10 protein-coding genes are annotated in these 18274 nt (G+C 73.3%); 6 read left to right on the top strand and 4 right to left on the bottom strand.

Translation table 11 applies throughout. The features are described 5' to 3' along the window. The first annotated feature begins 110 nt into the window (after positions 1 to 110). The 3 genes from UO65_RS32995 to UO65_RS03940 all read left to right on the top strand — a co-directional run bounded on the left by UO65_RS32995 (position 111) and on the right by UO65_RS03940 (position 2927). The gene (locus UO65_RS32995) at positions 111 to 1229 is read left to right on the top strand and encodes an SdrD B-like domain-containing protein (RefSeq protein WP_084175287.1); all 1119 of its coding nucleotides are present in this window, start codon (positions 111 to 113) and stop codon (positions 1227 to 1229) included. 183 nt (positions 1230 to 1412) lie between these two features. Beyond that, complete coding sequence (locus UO65_RS03945) at positions 1413 to 2588, top strand: helix-turn-helix transcriptional regulator (protein WP_035278800.1); 1176 nt, start codon at positions 1413 to 1415, stop codon at positions 2586 to 2588. Positions 2589 to 2663: 75 nt separating this feature from the next. Beyond that, positions 2664 to 2927 carry a hypothetical protein gene (locus UO65_RS03940; protein WP_035278799.1) on the top strand — a complete coding sequence of 88 codons (264 nt, stop codon included), beginning with the start codon at positions 2664 to 2666 and terminating at the stop codon, positions 2925 to 2927. 10 nt (positions 2928 to 2937) lie between these two features. Here UO65_RS03940 and UO65_RS03935 read toward each other — a convergent pair whose 3' ends face one another. The 4 genes from UO65_RS03935 to UO65_RS03920 all read right to left on the bottom strand — a co-directional run bounded on the left by UO65_RS03935 (position 2938) and on the right by UO65_RS03920 (position 15899). Beyond that, positions 2938 to 3390 (bottom strand): hypothetical protein, encoded by a 453-nt coding sequence (locus UO65_RS03935; RefSeq protein ID WP_152551968.1) that lies wholly within the window; start codon positions 3388 to 3390, stop codon positions 2938 to 2940. Positions 3391 to 3484: 94 nt separating this feature from the next. Further along, positions 3485 to 4480, bottom strand: a complete 996-nt coding sequence (locus tag UO65_RS03930; RefSeq protein ID WP_035278797.1) for a 3-oxoacyl-[acyl-carrier-protein] synthase III C-terminal domain-containing protein — start codon at positions 4478 to 4480, stop codon at positions 3485 to 3487. Further along, on the bottom strand, positions 4477 to 9828 hold the full coding sequence (locus tag UO65_RS03925; protein ID WP_035278796.1) for a condensation domain-containing protein: 5352 nt from the start codon (positions 9826 to 9828) through the stop codon (positions 4477 to 4479). The genes UO65_RS03930 and UO65_RS03925 overlap by 4 nt, the downstream gene beginning before the upstream one ends. A 14-nt stretch (positions 9829 to 9842) precedes the next feature. Beyond that, on the bottom strand, positions 9843 to 15899 hold the full coding sequence (locus UO65_RS03920) for a non-ribosomal peptide synthetase (RefSeq protein ID WP_233427432.1): 6057 nt from the start codon (positions 15897 to 15899) through the stop codon (positions 9843 to 9845). A 213-nt stretch (positions 15900 to 16112) separates the two neighbouring features. On the opposite strand from UO65_RS03920, the gene UO65_RS03915 reads away from it, so the two are divergent. From UO65_RS03915 to UO65_RS03905, 3 genes are all read left to right on the top strand, one after another. After that, positions 16113 to 16391, top strand: coding sequence for an acyl carrier protein (locus UO65_RS03915; protein WP_035278795.1), 279 nt, complete (start codon positions 16113 to 16115; stop codon positions 16389 to 16391). A 4-nt stretch (positions 16392 to 16395) separates the two neighbouring features. Beyond that, entirely contained in the window at positions 16396 to 17490 is a 1095-nt protein-coding gene (locus UO65_RS03910; RefSeq protein WP_035278794.1) for an acyl-CoA dehydrogenase family protein, read from the top strand. Positions 17491 to 17706: 216 nt separating this feature from the next. After that, positions 17707 to 18237 carry an EF-hand domain-containing protein gene (locus tag UO65_RS03905; protein WP_035278793.1) on the top strand — a complete coding sequence of 177 codons (531 nt, stop codon included), beginning with the start codon at positions 17707 to 17709 and terminating at the stop codon, positions 18235 to 18237. Positions 18238 to 18274: the final 37 nt, after the last annotated feature.

The raw sequence follows: 18274 nt of genomic DNA, 5'->3' as shown, positions 1-18274 counted from the left end.
CGACTAACCCCAGCGGGTGGCCCGGGGAACCGGGAGGCCCCCCACACGCCTTCCTGTGTACCGGGATCACCGGGACACCGGAATTCTCAACTGGGGAGTCGAGAAATTTCATGCAGCTCAGAACATGCGGCACAGCCGTGCTCATCGCAGCCTTCATCGTCGGCACGGCAGGCACGGCCACCGCGGACCCGGCACCCACCGGCTCCATCGAGGGCAAGGTCTGGTTCGACCGCGACGCCGACGGCCGGATCAACGGGGTGGAGCCGGGGTTGTACCTCGGGTGGGTCACCCTGTCGGACCGGTACGGCAACTACATCACCGGCACGCAGACGGCCTGGGGCGGCACCTACAGCTTCCCGAACCTGGCACCGGGCGTCTACCAGGTCGACGGCAAGCAGTACAACTACGGCTTCAGCACCCCCACCACCCGCCGCGTCACCGTGACCGCGGACAAGCTGTCCACGGCGAACTTCGGCGCCCGCGGCGGCAAGATCACCGGCCGGTCGTGGAAGGACCTCAACGCCAACGGCATCAGGGAAGCCCGCGAACCGGGCTTCAGCGCGGGCATCGGTCTGACCGTGTACAACGGTGCCACCACCATGAACGCGGACGGCCGCTACACCATCGACGACGTCGCCCTGGGCGAAGCGACCCTCCAGTCGTCGGACGGCTACGAAGGCGGCCGGATGTACACCCAGTCCCCCGCCCACCAGGGCACAGACCCCACCCGGGACTCCGACTTCGAGCAGGGTACCGGCCGAGGCCCCACGTTCACCTTCCAGCTGGGCCCCAACGGTTCGGTGCGCCCCACCACCCCCGCCACCGCCGACGTCGGCTACTACGAGGCCCACAACACCGGCACCCTCACCCTCACCCCCGACCGCGACACCACCACCCTCCACGTCGGCGGCACGGTCACCTTCACCGGAACCGCCGCCTTCACCGGCAACGCCCTCGACACCCACGCCATCCACTCCACCGGCAGCCCCGCAGGCCTGATCTTCACCGAGGTCACCTCCACCCCCAGTTGGTCCCTCGAACTCTTCGGCTCCGACTACTTCAGCCTCCGCGACAGCTTCTTCCGCGTCCCCCCGCCCACCGTCACCTTCACGGTGAAGGTCGCCATCACCGCCCCGACCACCGGCAACCTCACCATCACGATCGGTGGCGGCATCTTCTTCGAGTCGGGCCCGGCAACCTCGGTCACGACCCCCATCAACGCCACCTGATCCACCGCTCCGGGGTGCCCACGGGCGCCCCGGAGCCAGGATCGCCGGCGCAACCGGGATCGCTGTGACCTCCAAGCCCACGAGCCCATCGACGCGGGGAGTTTGTGGGGTGCGGGCGCGGCGGGCGCGGGTGCTCGAACCGGCTGTTACCTTCGCTGAGGTCCAGCAGGAAGGGAGTCGGGGATGAGCCGGTCTCGGCGGTCGGGCCTGGCAGCCGCGCGCAGGGCTGCCGGGTACACGCAGGAAAGCCTCGCCGAGGCCTTGCGGGTCGACCGGACGACAGTGGCGACCTGGGAGTCCGGGGAACACGAGCCGCTGCCGCACATGCGGCCGCTGTTGGCCGACCTGCTCGGGGTCGACGCCGCCCGGCTCGACGACATGATCAACGAGGCTGAGCGGCCTTCTTCGCGTGCTGCCGGTGCGGCTGCGGACGAGCGGGTGCGCCGCAGCCAGGGCGAGTGGTTGGCGGTCCGGAGGGCGGCGGCGCGGCGGGGCCGTGAGTTGTCCGAACTCGCGGCGTGGCTGTACCCGGAGTCGGTGCGGGCCTGGGACGGCCACGTGCTGGCGGGCCCGGGCTGGTTGCTGGACACCCCGATCCCGCTGGAGGACGTCCGCTTGGAGTTCGACGTCACGCACCCCGCGGCCCCACCCCTGACCGCACCGCTCGACGGCGTCCTGCCGCTGACCGACCGGGGCGAGAGGTACCCGTCGTACAGCCGGGCGGTCCGGGACCTCGTCCTGCCCCGGCTGCTGGAGAACCGCGTCAGCTACCGCCTGCTCGACGTCCGCGCCGAGGAGGGCCTGGCGCTGCGGTTCGGCACCACGACCTTTTTCGAGGTGTTCGACGTCAAGGAGTACGTCGCCCACGAGTTCAAAGCCGCCTTCGTGCGCTCCAGGGGGTCTGTGCCACGGCTCGACGACCTGCCGATCAGGGCGGGCGTGCCGGACCCGTTCGATCCCCACCGGTGGCTGGTGTCACCCGGCATCAGCACGCTGACCATCCGCCACGACCCCGTGGCGGGGCACCGGTTCACCCTGCACCAGCGCGATCCCACGGCTGTCGCGGACGGCGGGGGCATGTGCTCGGTGGTGCCGTCCGGGGAGTTCCAATCCTCCACCACGGCGGCCACCGACGTGCGGAACGACTTCTCCCTGTGGCACAACATCATGCGCGAGTACTCCGAGGAATTCCTGGGCAACCCCGAACACGACGGTGCGGGCACGCGCGCCATCGACTACGCCCACGAGGAACCCTTCACCGCCGACGCCGTTGCCCGCCTCCAACCCCGCCTGAGTTCCGGATCGGCATCCCTGCTCCGCACGGCGTGGCGCGACCGCGATCTCTTGTTGGCCTGCTGAGGAAACAACCCCGTCACAGCAGGCGCCGATCATCTAAGCTGATTCCTCGCGCTGCTCATCGGACCAGGGGGAATGATGTCCACGAGGCGCACGGTCGTCATTCTGATCACCGCAGGTGTGCTGCTCATCGTGCTGGCAGGGTTCACCTACCGGATCAGCAAGCCTGGACCGGAAGAACTGGACCGGATGCGTTACTGCTCCCCGTTCCCGTCCGCCGGGTTCTGCGCGCTTGCGGAGATGGGCGTGGTACCCACCACCGCCGTGATCGTGATGGCGGTGCTGGGCGTCCTCGCCCTGGGGTTGGCCGTGCGCGCTTGGTTGCACGCCCGGACGTCCTGACCGACTCGGATCAGGCCGGGCGCGACCACAGCTGCACGAGCCACTTCTCCACGCCCTTGGCGAAGGTGGCCTCCTCCAACTCCGCAGCAGCGTCACGACCCCGGGTCGAGACGCGGGCCATGTACGGGCCCGACACCGGCAGGACCAGCTCTCGCCCGGAGAAGACCATGAAGATCGAGTTGAACCGGACCGCGTCTCGCAGGTCGGTCGACACCGTGGCCCCGAGGGTCCACGGCGCCGCCACCGGGTCCGGCTCCGCGTCCCAGAGTTCGAGTCGCACATCCGCCTCGTGATCGTTCGCGGCGCTGTGGAAGTAGAGCCCACCGTCGCTGCCCGCGACGAGTTCGTCGTCGCCGGGCATGTCGTCGACGCTCATCGTGCGCAGTGTCGGTACTTCCTGCATCAGGAAGTGGTTGTGGTCGACCTCCACGCTGTCGTCCAGATGGGCGAGAAGCCGTGCCATGGTGTACCCCCGATTTGCCACTGAGCCTGCTGCTGCCAGTGTGGCACATGGTGATCAGTGGGCCGTCGAGGTGTGGGAACTCGACGGACAGGCGTCACAGCAGGTGGTGCGCGTCTTCCTGGGGGCCGATTTCCACCAGTAGCGCGCTCCACGCGGCGACCGGACTGACGTTGAGCAGTACCGCGCGATCCCCCGGGTGGAGTTCACCCCGGTCCAAGGCGCTGTAGAGGTTGAGGAAGACGTCGTTCGGGCCGAGGTGGCCGTAGCGGGACAGGTTGTCCTGGCAGGACTTCGTCAGGGGGGCGCCCAGGATTTCCTCGTGGTTGCGCAGGGATGTGGCCGACAGGTTCTGGCTGATGTGGCAGGCCACATCAGCCGGGCGGAGGCCGTTGCGGTACAGCAGTCTCTCGGTGAGGGAGCGCAGGCGGTTGCGGGTTTCGACCGCCAGCTTGAACGAGTACGTCGGCAGGTCGGCGCACTCCTCCCGCCACCGCTCGAACGACCGGTCGCGGTAGTCGACCCGGAACAGGTCCGCGTAGTCGCCGTTGGTTTCCAGCAGCATGTCGCGCACGAGGACCGGGCCTTCCCTAGCGATCACCAGCGCTCCGCCGCTGTCGCCGTTCAGCGTGACCGGGTGGCGGTAGCGGCCGGGGGTGGCCGGTTTGCTGCCGTGGGCCACCAGGATCGTCCGCAGGTCCGGGTTGGCGCGCAGCAGGCCCTCGGCGGTGAGCAGGGCGGGGGTCAGTGACGCGCAGCCAAGGCCGCCCACCGAGAAGGCCATCGCACGGCGGGCACCCAGGGCGGTTTGCAGGCGGGTGGCCTCGGAGCTGACCAGGGTGTCCGGAGCGCGGGACTCGATGACGAGCAGAACATCCACGTCGTCGGGTTCGCGGTCCGCTGCCACGAGGGCGCGGCGGGCGGCTAGGGCGGCCAGGTCGGTCGGGCCCAGGGAATCGTCAACCGCGACGCTGTCGATGCCCAGGGCCGCACAGGTGGCGCGTTCGGCGGGGGACAGGTGCGCCAGTTCGGGCAGGTCGGCGACCGGGACCGGGTCGGGCAGGTGCCAGCCCGCTGCCGCCAGGGCGATCACCCGTCCGCCAGCGCGGTGAAGGCGGCGCCGATCCGCGAGGCCATGGCTTCCAGTTCGGCCTGGCTGAAGCGGTCCACGCTGGTCAGTTCCACGCACAGCCGGGATTCGCGCTCGGCCACGGCGACGATCAGCGGGAACCAGGTGGAGACCGCCTGCTTGAGGTTGACCGCCAGGTCCCACCGCATCCTGATCAGCCGCACCCCGGCGTCGAACGCGGCCATGTCGCTGGGGGCGTGCAGCAGGATGGCCTGCGGCTCGGGCAGGGCGCGGAACCGGGCGACCGCCGGGTTGTGCGGCGACAGGTGCCGCAGCATCCCGTGGCCCACGCCGTCGTTGGGCACCGAGCGGACCCGGTCGACCACGTCGGGCAGGCAGTCCCGCACTGCCGCGCCCGGTTCGATGGGCAGGACGACCGGGTGCAGGGTCGTGAACCAGCCCACCGCCGGTCCCCGGCCCGCGTGCCGGTAGGCGCTGGGGGTGGCCTCGCCCTCCACGGTCAGGTAGGCGCCCGCCGTCCCGCTCCACTGGGCCAGCCCGTGCGCCACCGCGCACAGCGCCACCTCCCGTTCGGACGCGCTGCCCGTGGTCGGGACGGTGTCGAGGAAGTACCGGGCCGTGCCGCCCCCGCCTTCTCCCGGTGGGAGGCCCAGGTCGGCGCCCGCGTGGGCGATGGCCGTCCAGTAGTCCAGTTCGGCGGCCAGGGTGTCGGAGGTGGACATGTCGCGCAGGTGTTCCGACCACCGCCGCCAGCCCGGGGCGTGTGGTTGGGGTGCCAACGCGCGACCGGCGACCAGGTCGGTGAGGGCGGCGTCCAGGTCGTCCATGAGCACGACGGTGGACATGTTGTCGAAGACGAAGTGGTGGACCAGCAGGACGAGCAGCGCGCTGCGGCCGTGGCCGCGCTGGTAGTAGCGGGCACGCACCACCGGGCCGCGCTTGAGGTCCAGGTCGGTGCGCAGGTCCCGGCAGTCGGCGGCGATGCGTTCCCGTTCGCGCTGCTCGTCCATCGGCGGCAGGACCGAGACGTCGAACGGGGTGTCGCCGGGTGGGGCGCACTCGGCGTGCAGGCTGAGGCTGTTGCCGCGGAAGCGGTAGCGCAGTGGTTCGTGCCGGGCCAGCAGGTGTTCGACGGCGGCGCGGGCGTGTTCGGCGGTGACGGCGGTGGAGGTCAGCTCGAACACCTGCACCTCCACGAAGTCCGCGTTGCCGTCGGGTACGTGCTCCAGGAAGTGGTGCATGATCGGTGTCAGCGGGATGTGCCGGTCGGGGGCCTGGGCGGGTTCCCGCTCGTGGCCGTCCACGGCGGCGACGAGGGCCAGTTCGTCGATGGTGCGGCACTGCAGGAGTTGCTGCGGGGTGACGTGCACCCCCGCCTTGGCCGCTCGGGCGGCCACCCGGACGCCCAGGACCGAGTCGCCGCCGAGGTCGAAGAAGTTGTCGCTCGGCTTGACGTCGTCGAGGGCCAGCAGGTCGGCGACCACGGCGGTGAGGACCTGTCCGGCGCGGGAGGTGCCATTGGGGGAGTGGGGCATGGGCTGGGGTTCCCTCCACTGTGGAGCGGGTGCCGGAGTGGGGATCGGGTGCGGCGGCCGGTCGGGGTCGGCGGCGACCTCGGCGACGATCTCGGGCAGCCACTTGGCCAGCCGCTCGGCCGTGGCGCGGTCGAACAGGGCGGTGGCGTACTCGATGTAACCGCTCATCGGGCCCTCGCCCTGGTCGACCACGCCCACGGTCAGGTCGAACTTGGCCGTGCCGGGGGCGATCCCGACGATGGCGCCGTCGAGGTAGCGGGAGCAGCCCAGCCCACCCAGTTCAGCGGTGTCCTGCGGCACGTTCTGGTAGGTGTAGGCCACGTCGAACAGCGGGTGCCTGCCGGGGTCGCGGCGGCCGAGCACGTCGGCGACGACCTTCTCCAGCGGCACCTCCTCGTGGTCGAGCACGTCGGCCACCGTGCGCGCGCAGCGGCGCACCAGCTCGGTGAACGGCGGGGAGCCCGCGGTGCTGGTGCGGAACGGCAGCACGTTGTTGAAGTAGCCGATGAGGTCGTGCGTGGCGGGGTTGACCCGCCCGGAGGTGGCCACCCCGATCACCACGTCGGTGTGCCCGGCCCAGCGGTGCAGCAGGGTGTCGACCACCGCGAGCATGGTCACGAAGCTGGTGACCCCCTGCTGCCTGCTGAACTCGCGGACCCGCTCCGCCTGCTCCCCGGTCACCTCGAACTCCACCATGGCGCCGGTGAAGTCGCGGGTGGTGGGTCGGGGCCGGTCCAGCGGCAGTTCGTCGGCGCGCAGGCCCGCCAGGGCGCCGCGCCAGAACCGCAGGCCCTCGGCCAGCACCCCGTCGGCGAGCCTGCGGCGCTGCCAGGCGGCGAAGTCGGCGTACTGGGCGCCCAGCACCGGCAGCTCGGGTGCCCGCCCGGCCAGCCGCGCCCGGTAGAACTCGCTGAGGTCGCGGAAGAACGCCGTGGGTGACCAGCCGTCGTAGACGATGTGGTGGTAGGTCCACAGCAGCACGTGGTCGTCGTCGCCCAGCCGCAGCAGCGCGGTGCGCACGAGCGGCCCCTCGGCCAGGTCGAAGGGCAGCAGCGCGTCCTCGTCGATCAGCCGCCGGGCTTCGCGGTGCCGTTCGTCCTCGGGCAGCGCGGACAGGTCGTGCACCGCCACGCGGTGTTCCTCCGCGCGCACCAGGGCGTGCGGCACGCCGTCGTCGTCGGCGGCGATCCGGGTGCGCAGCACCTCGTGCCTGGTGATCAGGTCCCGCACGGCCGCGGTGAGGGCGGCCTGGTCGAGCGGTCCGCGCAGGCGCAGGTCGTGGGTGATGTTGTAGAGGGCGGTGCCCGGGTTCAGCCGGTCGAGGTACCAGAGCTGTTCCTGGCCGAAGGACACCGGCAGCGGGCCGCCCCGGGGCAGGACCGGGATGTCCTGGTGGGCGCCTGCCGACCCGCCCTCGGCCCGGAGCTGCGCCACCCGGGCGGCGAGGTCGCGCACGGTCCGGTGGGCGTAGAGGTCGGCGAAGGTGAGCTGGATGCCGAACTCGTCCTCCAGGGAGCGCAGCACGCTGATCCCGGCGATGGAGGTGCCGCCCAGGGCGAAGTAGTCCGAGTCGGGCGCCAGGTCGTCGGCACCCAGCACCCGCCGCCACACCGCCATGACGCGGTCCTCCGGCGCACCCGGCATCGGGGTGGGTGACGCGGACGCGGGCCTGCTCACCGGCTGCGGCGCGGGTGCCCCGACCGGTCGGCACCAGCAGCGCACCGGGTCGAACGGGTAGGTCGGCGCCGGGACGCGGGGGATGTCCGCCCCGGCGTAGTGGGCGTCCCAGTCGAGGCGGACCCCGAGCCGGTGCAGGGCGCCGAGCTGGCGCAGCACGCTGCCGCGCCCGGGTGCGGCGAACAGTTCCACCCGGGGCAGCTCCGGCCGCAGCCGCCGCAGTTCCCGGGCGAGCACGCCGTCGGTGGCCAGGTCGACGAGCACCGCGCCGTCGCGGGTGAACCGTTCGGCGACCCCCGCCAGCCGCGCGTGGTCCAGCTCGCTGCTCAGCGCCATGCCCTCCGCCGCCCGCAGTGCGGCGTCGAGGGTCATCTCTTCCCGCGCCACCCTCACCACCAGGTTCCCCGCCCCCGACCCGACCAGGTGGTCGTGCCGAACGCCCAGCGACCGGGCCAGGGCGAGCAGCGCCACGCCCGTCGCCACCAACCGGGCGGCGGGGGCCTCTGGCAGCGGGGTGTCCGCCAGGGCCGGGAACGTCGTGCACAGCTCCCGCCAGGTCTCCTCCTCCACGACCGCGTCACCGGCCAGCAGCACCACCACCGGCCGCTCATCGGGCGCGGGTTCCCGGGGCGGCACTGCGGCGCGCAGGGCCTCGGCCAGTTCCCGGGTGGTGCGGGCGGTGAACGCGCCGCGGTAGGGGTGGTCGTCGCGGCCCCGGTTCAGCGCGTGCGCGACGGTCCGCAGGTCGTGGTCGGTGGTGGCGGCGAAGTCGGCGAGCCGGTCGCAGTAGCGGCCGAACGCCGAGGCGGACTTCGCCGAGACAGTGACCAATTCGCCGCCCAGGTCAGGAACGGCGGCGCCGGGGCGCGGCGGTGCCTGCTCCAGCACGGCGTGCACGTTGGTGCCGGTCATGCCGAAGGCGCTCACCCCCGCCCGGCGCGGCCCGTCCTTCGCCCACGGCGCGCGGGCGGGGTTGACGTGCACCGGGCCGGACAGGTCGAGCATCGGGTTGGGGGTGGTGAAGTGCGCGGTCGGGTACAGCTCGCCGCGGCGCACCGCCAGCAGCGCCTTGAGCAGCCCGGCCATCCCGGCGGCGCCGTCGAGGTGCCCGAGGTTGCCCTTGATCGACCCGATCGGGCAGCCGGGGGCGGGCACGCCCGCGTCGGCGAAGGCCTGGCGCAGGGCGTCGACCTCGATCACGTCGCCGAGCGGGGTCGCCGAGCCGTGGCACTCCACGTAGCCGACCGAGTCCGCCGCCACCCCGGCGTCGCGCCAGGCCGCGGTGATCACCTCGGTCTGCGCCTTGCGGCTCGGCGCGCCCATGCTGGCCATCCGGTGCCCGTTGTGGTTGACCGCGATGCCCTTGATCACCGCGTGCACCGGGTCGCCCGCGGCCACCGCGTCGGCCAGCCTGCGCAGCAGCACGACCGCGCCGCCCTCGCCCGCCGCGGCGCCGGTGGCGCGTTCGTCGAAGGGGCGGCACCGCCCGTCGGTGGTCTCCACCCCGCGCGCCGGGACGTGCCCCTCGGTGGGGATGAGCACCGGGCGCAGGCTGATGCCGCCCGCCAGTGCCAGGTCGGCGGCACCGCGGCGCAGTTCCGTGACCGCCTGGGCGACGGCGGCCAGGGCGCTGCTGCACGCGGTGTCGACGGTGAACGCCGGGCCGGTGAGGTCGAAGTGGTAGGCGATCCGCGCCGCCAGCGCCGCGGGCAACGACCCCAGCGTGTGCAGCGGGTCGTCTTCCCCGTACAGGGTGTCGTAGTCGGAGCGGGCGTGACCGAGGACCACCGCGGTCCGCGACCCCTGGAGCCCGCTCGGGCGCAGGCACGCGTCCTCGATGGCCGCGTGCGCCAACTGCATGAGCAGCCGGTGGTGCGGGTCCATCGCCTCCGCCTCGCGCAGCGGGATGCCGAAGAACCGGTGGTCGAACAGGTCGATCCGGTCGAGGTAGGCCATGGGCAGGTACTCGGTGCCCGGCTCGCCCCCGGTGTGGCGCACCCGCGTCGGCGTCGGCGGCGCCACCCGGTCCTCACCCGCGGCCAGCAGGTGGTGCAGCTCGTCCAGGCCGCTCGCCCCGGGCAGCAGCGCGGCCACCCCGATCACGGCGATGTCCCCGCCCGGCCCGTCCCGATCCGCCACGCCGCTCTCCCGTCTCACAGCTCGTAGTCGCGCGAGTCGACCGCCGCCGAGGAGTGCTCGACGAAGGCGGCCAGGGCGCCGACCGTGGGGTTGTCGAACAGGGCGCGCGGTGACAGCGCCACGCCGAAGGCCGCGCCCACCCGGGCGGCGACCCGCATCCCCAGCAGGGAATCCCCGCCGAGGTCGAAGAAGTCGTCCCACACCCCGACCCGCCGCACCGCCAGGACGTCGGCCCAGATGTCGGCCACGGCCCGCTCGGCGGCACCGCGCGGGGCGGTGAACTCCCGGGGCCCGGGCGGGGGCGCGACCACGGGTGCGGCGGTCGCGGGGAGGTCCACGGCCGGGACCGCGCCCCGCGTCAGGTCCGCCAGCAGCCCGGCCAGTTCGGCGCACAACCCCTCGGCGGTCGCGGCGTCGAACAGCTCCGGGTCGTAGCCCAGTTGCAGCGCCAGCGGCTCGCCCGGCCGGGAACCGCCCTGGGCGACCAGGTGCAGCGGGTAGTTGGTGTTCTCCACGGCGACGACGTCACCCAGTCGCGGCCCGCCCGCACCGGCCGGTTCGTGGTCGAGCGGGTAGTTCTCGAACACCACGACGCTGTCGAACAGGTTCCGCCCCGGGGGCACCGCGCCCAACCGCTGGACCCGGGGCAGCGGCAGGTGCTCGAACCCGCGGGCCTCCGCCTGCGCGGCCTGCAACCGCCCCAGCCACCCCGGCAGGTCGGTCGTGTCGGCCGGGTCGACCTCGACCCGCACCGGCACGGTGTTGACCAGCATCCCCACGATCGAGTCGGCGCCCGCCAACCCGACCGGGCGCCCGGAGACCACCGACCCGAAGCACACGTCGCGCCTGCCGCCGCGCCGGGCCAGCAGGAGCGCCCACCCGCCCTGCACGACCGTGTTCAGCGTCAGCCGGTTGCGCCGGGCGAAGCCGCGCACGTCGGCGGTGACCCCCTCCGGCAGGACGAGGTCGTGCGCCGACGACGAGCACGAGCGGTGCGCCCGGCCCGGCGGCCGGTCGAAGGGCAGCGGGGTGGGTTCGGCGAAACCGGCGAGCACGCCCCGCCAGTGCCGCTCGGCGGCGTCGGTGTCGCGCGCCCGCGCCCAGGCCACGTGGTCGCGGAACGGGCGGCGCGGTCGCGGCGTGCCACCCGCGACCACGGCCAGCACGTCCGACACCACCTGGAACAGGCTCCACCCGTCGAGCAGGACGTGGTGGAAGCTCCACACGACCCGGACCTCGGTCTCGCCGGTGCGCACGAACACCAGCCGCAGCAGCGCCGCCGCGCCGGGGTCGATCCCGGTGGCGCGGTCGTCGGCGAGCAGCCGCCGCAGCCGTTCCTCCCGCTGCGCCTCCGGGATGCCGCGCCAGTCGTGGTGCGCGACCGGGACCGCCACCTCGCGCCGCACCACCTGGAGGGGTTCGCGCAGTCCCTCCCACACCACCGACGTGCGCAGCACGGGCGTGGCCTCGACCACGCGCGCCCAGGCCCGTTCCAGCGCCGCCGGGTCGTCGAGGCCGGTCACGGTGAACGCGACCTGCTCCAGGTACAGGCCGGGCAGCGACAGGCCGTGGAACAGCATCCCGCTCTGCATGGGGGTCAGCGGGTAGACGTCCTCCACCGACCGGTCGTCGCCGACGACCCGGTCCAGCTCGGCCTGGTCCAGGCCCGCCAGCGGGAAGTCCGACGGGGTCGGCCCGCCCACGCCCGGTTCGGCGCAGTGCGCGGTGATCTCGCGCAGGGCGGTCAGCGTCTCCTCGGCCAGCCTGGCCACGGTCGCCTCGGTGTGGGCGCCGGGGGAGTGGGTCCACTCGAACTCCAGCTCACCCCCGGCGGTCACGCTCGCGACGACGTCGAGTTGGGCCGTGCCGGTGGTCGGGTGGGCGCGGTCGAGCCCGATGCCCTCGGGGGTCGGGGGGAACAGGTCGTCGTGGGCGGAGTCGAAGCGCCCCAGGTAGTTCAGCCTGACCACGGGTCGGTGTTCGGCCGGTTCGCGGTCGGTGAGCCAGCGCAGGGCGCCGTGGCTGAGGCTGTGCCCGTGCGCGTCGCGCAGCCCCTCCTTGGCCGACTTGAGCACCGCGCCCCAGTCCGGTGCGCCGCGCACGTCGGCATTGGAGGGGAACAGCGCGGTGAAGGGGAACAGGGTGGTGAACCACCCGACCGTGCGGGTGAGGTCGACCCCGTCGAGGACGTCCTCCCGGCCGTGGCCCTCCAGTTCCAGCGGGACGCGGTCGTGCCCGGTCCAGCGGGCGAGCACCACGCCCAGCGCCGCCACCAGCACGTCGTTGACCCTGGCGCGGTAGGCGGTGGCCGCCGCGCGCAGCAGGGCAGCGGTGTCCTCGGCCGGGAGGTGCGCGGTGACGGCGCGCTCCGGGTGCCCCGGTTCGCCCTTCACCACCGGGACGTCCACGATCGCCTGAGCCCAGTACGGCAGGTGGTGGTCGAACCCGCCGCTCCCCGCATGTTCGGCCAATAATCGCGCCCAGTCGCGGAAGGAGGTGGTCTTGGGTCGTGGCTCGATCGCCCGACCGGCCGCTGCCTGCTGGTAGCCGGTGCGCAGGTCCGCCAAGAGCACCCGCCAGGACACCCCGTCGACGACCAGGTGGTGGGCGGCGAGCACCAACCGGTCCGAGGCCACGACCCCGGCCCGGAACAGGTGGCCCGCGTCCAGATCCATCCCCGTCCGCACCAGCAGCAGGAAATCCTCCACCGTGGACTGGTCAGGAACGAGGACGTCCTCCGCACTCGGTGGCGGCACGTCCTGCACCCACTGCCCCCGCACCTGCCGGAATCGGGTGCGCAACGCGTCGTGCCGCACGGGCAGCGCCTCCACCGCCGCGCGCAGCGCCACCCGGTCCACGTCCGGGGGCAGCTCCACCGCGATCCACTGGAGGAAGTGCTCGCGAGAGGTGGTGACGGTGGCGAAGAACCAGTGCTGGATCGGCGTCAGCGGCGCCTGCCCGGTCACCGGCCCCTGCTCGGCGGTGACGGCGGGCTCGGTGTCGGCGGTCGCGGCGACCCCGGCCAGGGTCTGGCGCAGGAACACGTCCTTCGGGGTGATCCGCAACCCCAGCTCCCGCGCCCGGGACACCACTTGCAGGCTCAGGATGGAGTCCCCGCCCAGGGCGAAGAAGTTGTCGTCGGCGCTGACGCGCTCCACACCGAGCACTTCAGCCCAGACCCGCGCCAACACCTCTTCGTCGCGACCGCCGGGCGGGACGTGGGTCCGGGCCTGCCGGGTGGGCGCCGAGGGCAGGGCGGCGCGGTCGAGCTTGCCGTTGGGCAGCAGCGGCAGCGCGTCGAGCGGCACGACCACGGCGGGCACCAGGTGCGCGGGCAGGGTCGCGGCCAGGAACGCGCGCAGCTCCGCCCCATCGGCACCGGGGGCCACCACGTGGGCGACGAGCCGCTTGTGGCCGGGCACGTGCTCGCGGGCGGCCACGACCGCCTCGGTAACCGCCGGGTGCCCGCGCAGCGCGGCCTCGACCTCGCCCACCTCCACCCGGAAGCCCCGGATCTTGACCTGGTCGTCGGCCCGCCCGAGGAATTCCAGCACCCCGGCGGGCGTCCAGCGGACCACGTCCCCGGTGCGGTACAGCCGTTCACCGGGGTGGAACGGGTCGGCCACGAACCGCTGCGCGGTGAGCCCCGGGCGTCCGCAGTACCCGCGCGCCAGGCCGGTCCCGCCGACGTACAGCTCACCGGGGACACCGATGGGGACCGGCTCCAGGGTGTGGTCGAGCACGTGGCAGCGGGTGCCCGCGATCGGCCGCCCGATCGGCACCGGCGCCTCACCCGGCCCGACCACGTGCGCGGTGGCGAAGGTGGTGCCCTCGGTGGGGCCGTACCCGTCGACCAGCCGCAGGTCCGGGGCCCGCCGCAGCACCTCGGCGCAGTGCTCGGGGGCGATCACGTCACCGCCGCAGCCCAGCCAGCGCAGGCCCGCGAACACCCCCGGGTCGGCGGCGGCCACCTCGTGGAACAGGCCCGCGGTCAGCCACAGCGTGGTCACCGACTCGGCGGCGAGGAACCGGCCCAGCTCCTCGGCCGAGAGCAGGCCGCGCACGCACAGCGCCAGCCGGGCGCCGCAGAGCAGGGGCACCCAGATCTCGAACGTGGAGGCGTCGAACGCGGTCGTCGAGTACTGGGCCACCACGTCGCGCGGCCCGACCCGCAGCGGGTCCCCGGCGGCGAGGCGGGCGATCGAGCGGTGCTCCACCAGCACGCCCTTCGGCCTGCCGGTGGACCCGGAGGTGAACATGACGTAGGCGCCGCCGCGCGGGTGGACCCGCACCGGGGGCGCGTGCCCGGGGTGCCCCGCCCAGCCGCCGTCGTCCAGCGCCACCACGGGGGTCGCGGCGGGGAGCCGGTCGCGCAGGCCTGCGTGGGTGAGCACCAGCCCGGTGTCGGAGTCGGCGACCATCAGCGCCAGCCGGACGGGCGGGTAGTCGGGGTCCAGCGGCACGTACACCCCGCCCGCCTTGAGCACGGCGAGCATCGCCACGACGACGTCGACCCCGCGCGGCAGGCACAGCCCGACGCGGTCCTCAGGGCGCACACCCCGCTCCAGGAGCCCGTGCGCCAGGCGGTTGGCCTCGGTGTCCAGCTCGCGGTAGGTCAGCGCCGCGCCGTCGCAGGTGAGGGCCACCGCGTCGGGGCGGGCGGCGGCCCGCGCGGCGAACAGCTCGTGCACGCAGTGGTCGGTGGTGCGCTCGCCCTCGGCCCACTCGGCCAGCAGGCGCTGCTCAGCGGGCGGGGTCAGCGGCAGTCGCGCCACCTTGCCCGCCGGGTCGGCGGCCACCCCGTCGAGCAGCACCAGCAACTGGTCGGCCATCCGCGCCACCGTGTCCGCCTCGAACAGGTCGGTGCTGTAGACCAGCTCCAGCCGCAGGCCGTCCTCGACGGGGACGTACTCCACGGTCAGGTCGAAGGCGGACGTCCGGTGCGGCAGCGCGAACTCGGTGACCTCCAGCCCGGCCAACCGCGGGGTTCCCCCCGGGGTGTTGCGCAGCAGCACCATCACCTGCGCCAGCGGCGACCGGCCCGGGTCGCGCTCGGGTCGCAGCAGCTCCACCAGCCGGTCGAACGGGACCGCGTCGTGGTCCAGGGCGTCGAGGACGGTGCCGCGCACCCGGTCGAGCAGGTCGGCGAACGACAGCGATCCGTCCACGTCGGAGCGGACGACCACGGTGTTCACGAAGAACCCGACCAGGCCCGCCAGCTCGGTGCCGTGGCGCCCGGAGGTGGCGGTGCCCACCGCCACGTCCCGCTGGCCGCTGCGCCTGCCCAGGAACACCTGCGTCGCCGCGACCAGGGTCATGAACAGCGTGGCACCCCGCTCGCGGCCCACCCGGGTCAGTCGCGCCACCAGGTCGGCGGGCACGGCCCGGGTCAACCGCGCGCCGCCGGTGGTGCGCGCGGTGGTGTGCGGCCGATCGGTGGGCAACTCCAAGGCGTTCAGGCCGTCGAGCTGTCGTTCCCAGTACGCCAGGTGCCGGTCGAGCACCGCGCCGGTGAGCTGCTTGCGCTGCGCGCGGGCGAAGTCGACGTAGCGCAGCGGCAGGGCGGGCAGCTCCGCTCCCTCCCCGCGCACGGCGGCGGAGTACAGCACCCCCAACTCCTCCGCGAGCACGCCCATCGACCACCCGTCGGTCACGATGTGGTGAAGGCACAGGACCAGCAGGTGTTCGGTCGGGCCGAGCGCCGGCAGCGCGGCCCGCACCGGAGGCCCGTGGCGCAGGTCGAACGGCTCCCCGGTGACCTCCAGCAGCACCGCCTCCACATCGGCCTCGGCGCAGGGCGTCGGCGCGGGCCGCAGCGGGAACGGCGGACCCACCACCTGCGCGCCGCGACCATCGACGGTGTGGAAGGTGGTGCGCAGCGACTCGTGCCGCTCGACCAGGCGGTCCAGCGCGCCGTGCAGCGCGCCGGGGTCGAGGGGACCGCGCAGCCGGAAACCGACCGAGGTGTTGTACTCGGCGCCGGGGTGGAACTCGTGCAGGAACCACAGCCGCTGCTGGGCGGGCGACAGGGGCGCGGCGAGCGGTTCCGATCCTTGGCGCAGCAGAACCACCCCGCAGTGCAATTGGCCCGCACCGGACCCGGAGGTGCGATATTCGCAGTCGTTCCGACCCGGGTGACACCGCCGTCCGGCTGATAACGGAATCGGGAGTGGTAAATCACTCCCGGTGAGTGGCGGGGCGCTGTAATGCGCTGGTCCGTTCGGCGCTGTCCCGGCCTCGGCGGGGTGTGTTACGTTCGCTGGGGAGCCCACCCGGGAGGCCATGTGAGCAGTCAGTTCTCGCCGCAGGAGGTCGACGGTGACGTTTTGCGGCAGGTGCGCGCGTTCTTCGACACCGCGCTCCCGGGGAATGCCATCGGAGCCGATGACGACTATTTCGCACTCGGTGTGGTGAACTCGCTGATGGCCCTGGAAATGGTGACCCACGTGGAACGGGCCTTCGGTCTCCGGGTGGAAACAGAAGACCTCGAACTGGACAATTTCCGCACGATGAACAACATGGCGAGGTTCGTCGAGCGCAAGCTCGCCGCGGCGCGGGGCTGAGGGCGTGGACCACGCGGCGTTCGCCGAGTCCGCGCGCGCCGGGGCCGCCGCGTGGGACGCGGGCGCGGGCCTGCCCGCCGAAGTGGTGCGGTCGGTCGCCGACGCCGGGTTCCTCGCCGCGGACCTCCCCGTCGAGCACGGCGGGCGCGGCTGGTCGGCGACGGAGGTCGGCGAGCTGTGCGCGAGCCTGGGCGGGGTGTGCAGCGCCCTGCGCGCCCTGGTCACCGTGCAGGGCATGGTGGCCGCCGCCGTCCTGCGCTGGGGCGACCGGGGGCAGCGCGCCGCCTGGCTGCCCGCCCTGGCCGGTGGCGACCGGCTGGCCGCCTTCGCCGCCACCGAGACGGGCGCGGGCACCGACCTGTCCGCTGTGGACACCGAGATTTCGGCCACCCCGGGCGGGTTGCGGGTGCGGGGGCGCAAGGTGTGGGTCACCTTCGGGCAGAGCGCCGACGTGTTCCTGGTCCTGGCCCGGTCCGGGGGAGGGTTGCGGACCGCCCTGGTGGAGGCCGACCGCCCCGGCGTGACGGTGGAACCGGTCACCGGGCAGCTCGGGATGCGCGCCGCGCGGATCGCCAACGTGCGCTTCGACGACGTGACCATCCCGGCGGCCAACGCGATCGCCCCACCCGGCTACGGCCTCTCGCACGTGGCCGGGACGGCGCTGGACCACGGGCGCTTCACCGTGGCCTGGGGCTGCGTCGGCATCGCCGAGTCCTGCCTCGACCACACCGCCACCCACGTCGGCACCCGGACCCAGGGCGGGGCGCGGCTGGCCGACCACGACGCCGTGCGCGCCCTGCTCGGCCGCTGCCTGGCCGAGGCTCGGGCGGCCCGCGCGGTCTGCGCCCACGCCGCCGCCCTGCGCGAGCGCGGCGAACCCGCCGCCATCGCCGAGACCGTGCTGGCCAAGTACACCGCCTCCCGGGCGGCCACCGCCGTGAGCGAACACGCCGTGCGCCTGCACGGCTCGGCCGGGATCGCCCCGGACAGCACCGTCGGCCGCCTGCACCGCGACGCGGTGGTCATGCGGATCATCGAGGGCCCGGACGAGGTCGCCGAGCGCCACCTCGGCGACCACGCCCTGCGGCGCCGCCGCTGACCCGGCGTCCCCGCCGGGACCTGCCCGTGGCGCACACCGCCGAACGGGTGTCGTTCACGCCCGCCGATCGGTGGACCCGAACGGAGTTCCTGGTGCGCAGCGGTAGCGCCGTTCACCCTTTCTGATGGTCTTTGATTGGGTTCCCTGAGCGGTGCCCGGGGTCTGGCATAGTTCCCAAGCGGCATCGTAAGGCAGCCGCGACAATGGGGAGCAAATATGCGCAGTGAGGCGTTGGACCGGGTCGAGCTCATCTTCACGCTCTTCGATTCGAATGGCAACGGGTACATTGAGGCCGACGATTTCGAACTGACGGCGGAACGTGTCGTCGAGGCCGCGCCCCGGGCGAGCGGAGCGGCGAAGAACGCGATGGTCGCCGCCTACCGGAAGCACTGGTCGATCCTGGAAGCGGAATTGGACGCCGACCGGGACGGCCGGGTCAGCATGGAGGAGTACTGCTCCTGCGTCCTGTCCCCGGAGCGCTTCGACGACACGCTCACCGACTTCGCCGAGTCGCTCGCCGCGCTCGCCGACCCCGACGAGGACGGGCTCATCCACCGCCCGGACTTCGTGGCGCTGATGACGGCGATCGGCTTCGAGTTCGACAACATCAACACCCTCTTCGACGCCCTGGAGCCCACCGAGGACGACCAGGTCCGCGTGCTCGCCTGGGTGGAGAGCATCAAGGACTACTACAGCCCGGACAAGGCCGGGATCGTGGGCGACCACCTGGTCCCCACCCCCGCCTGACCGCCCCTCCGGGGCGCGCGCGGCGCGCCCCGGCCGT

It is taken from the genome of Actinokineospora spheciospongiae (genome assembly GCF_000564855.1).
Lineage (GTDB): Bacteria > Actinomycetota > Actinomycetes > Mycobacteriales > Pseudonocardiaceae > Actinokineospora > Actinokineospora spheciospongiae.
Note: the sequence above shows the minus strand (reverse complement) of the source record. Positions and strands in the feature narration are given on the sequence as shown.

Bases quoted from the DNA above. Each gene is read 5' to 3' on its own strand.
- UO65_RS32995 (WP_084175287.1), top strand. From the start codon at position 111: ATGCAGCTCAGAACATGCGGCACAGCCGTGCTCATCGCAGCCTTCATC.
- UO65_RS03945 (WP_035278800.1), top strand. From the start codon at position 1,413: ATGAGCCGGTCTCGGCGGTCGGGCCTGGCAGCCGCGCGCAGGGCTGCC.
- UO65_RS03940 (WP_035278799.1), top strand. From the start codon at position 2,664: ATGTCCACGAGGCGCACGGTCGTCATTCTGATCACCGCAGGTGTGCTG.
- UO65_RS03935 (WP_152551968.1), bottom strand. From the start codon at position 3,390: ATGGCACGGCTTCTCGCCCATCTGGACGACAGCGTGGAGGTCGACCAC.
- UO65_RS03905 (WP_035278793.1), top strand. From the start codon at position 17,707: ATGCGCAGTGAGGCGTTGGACCGGGTCGAGCTCATCTTCACGCTCTTC.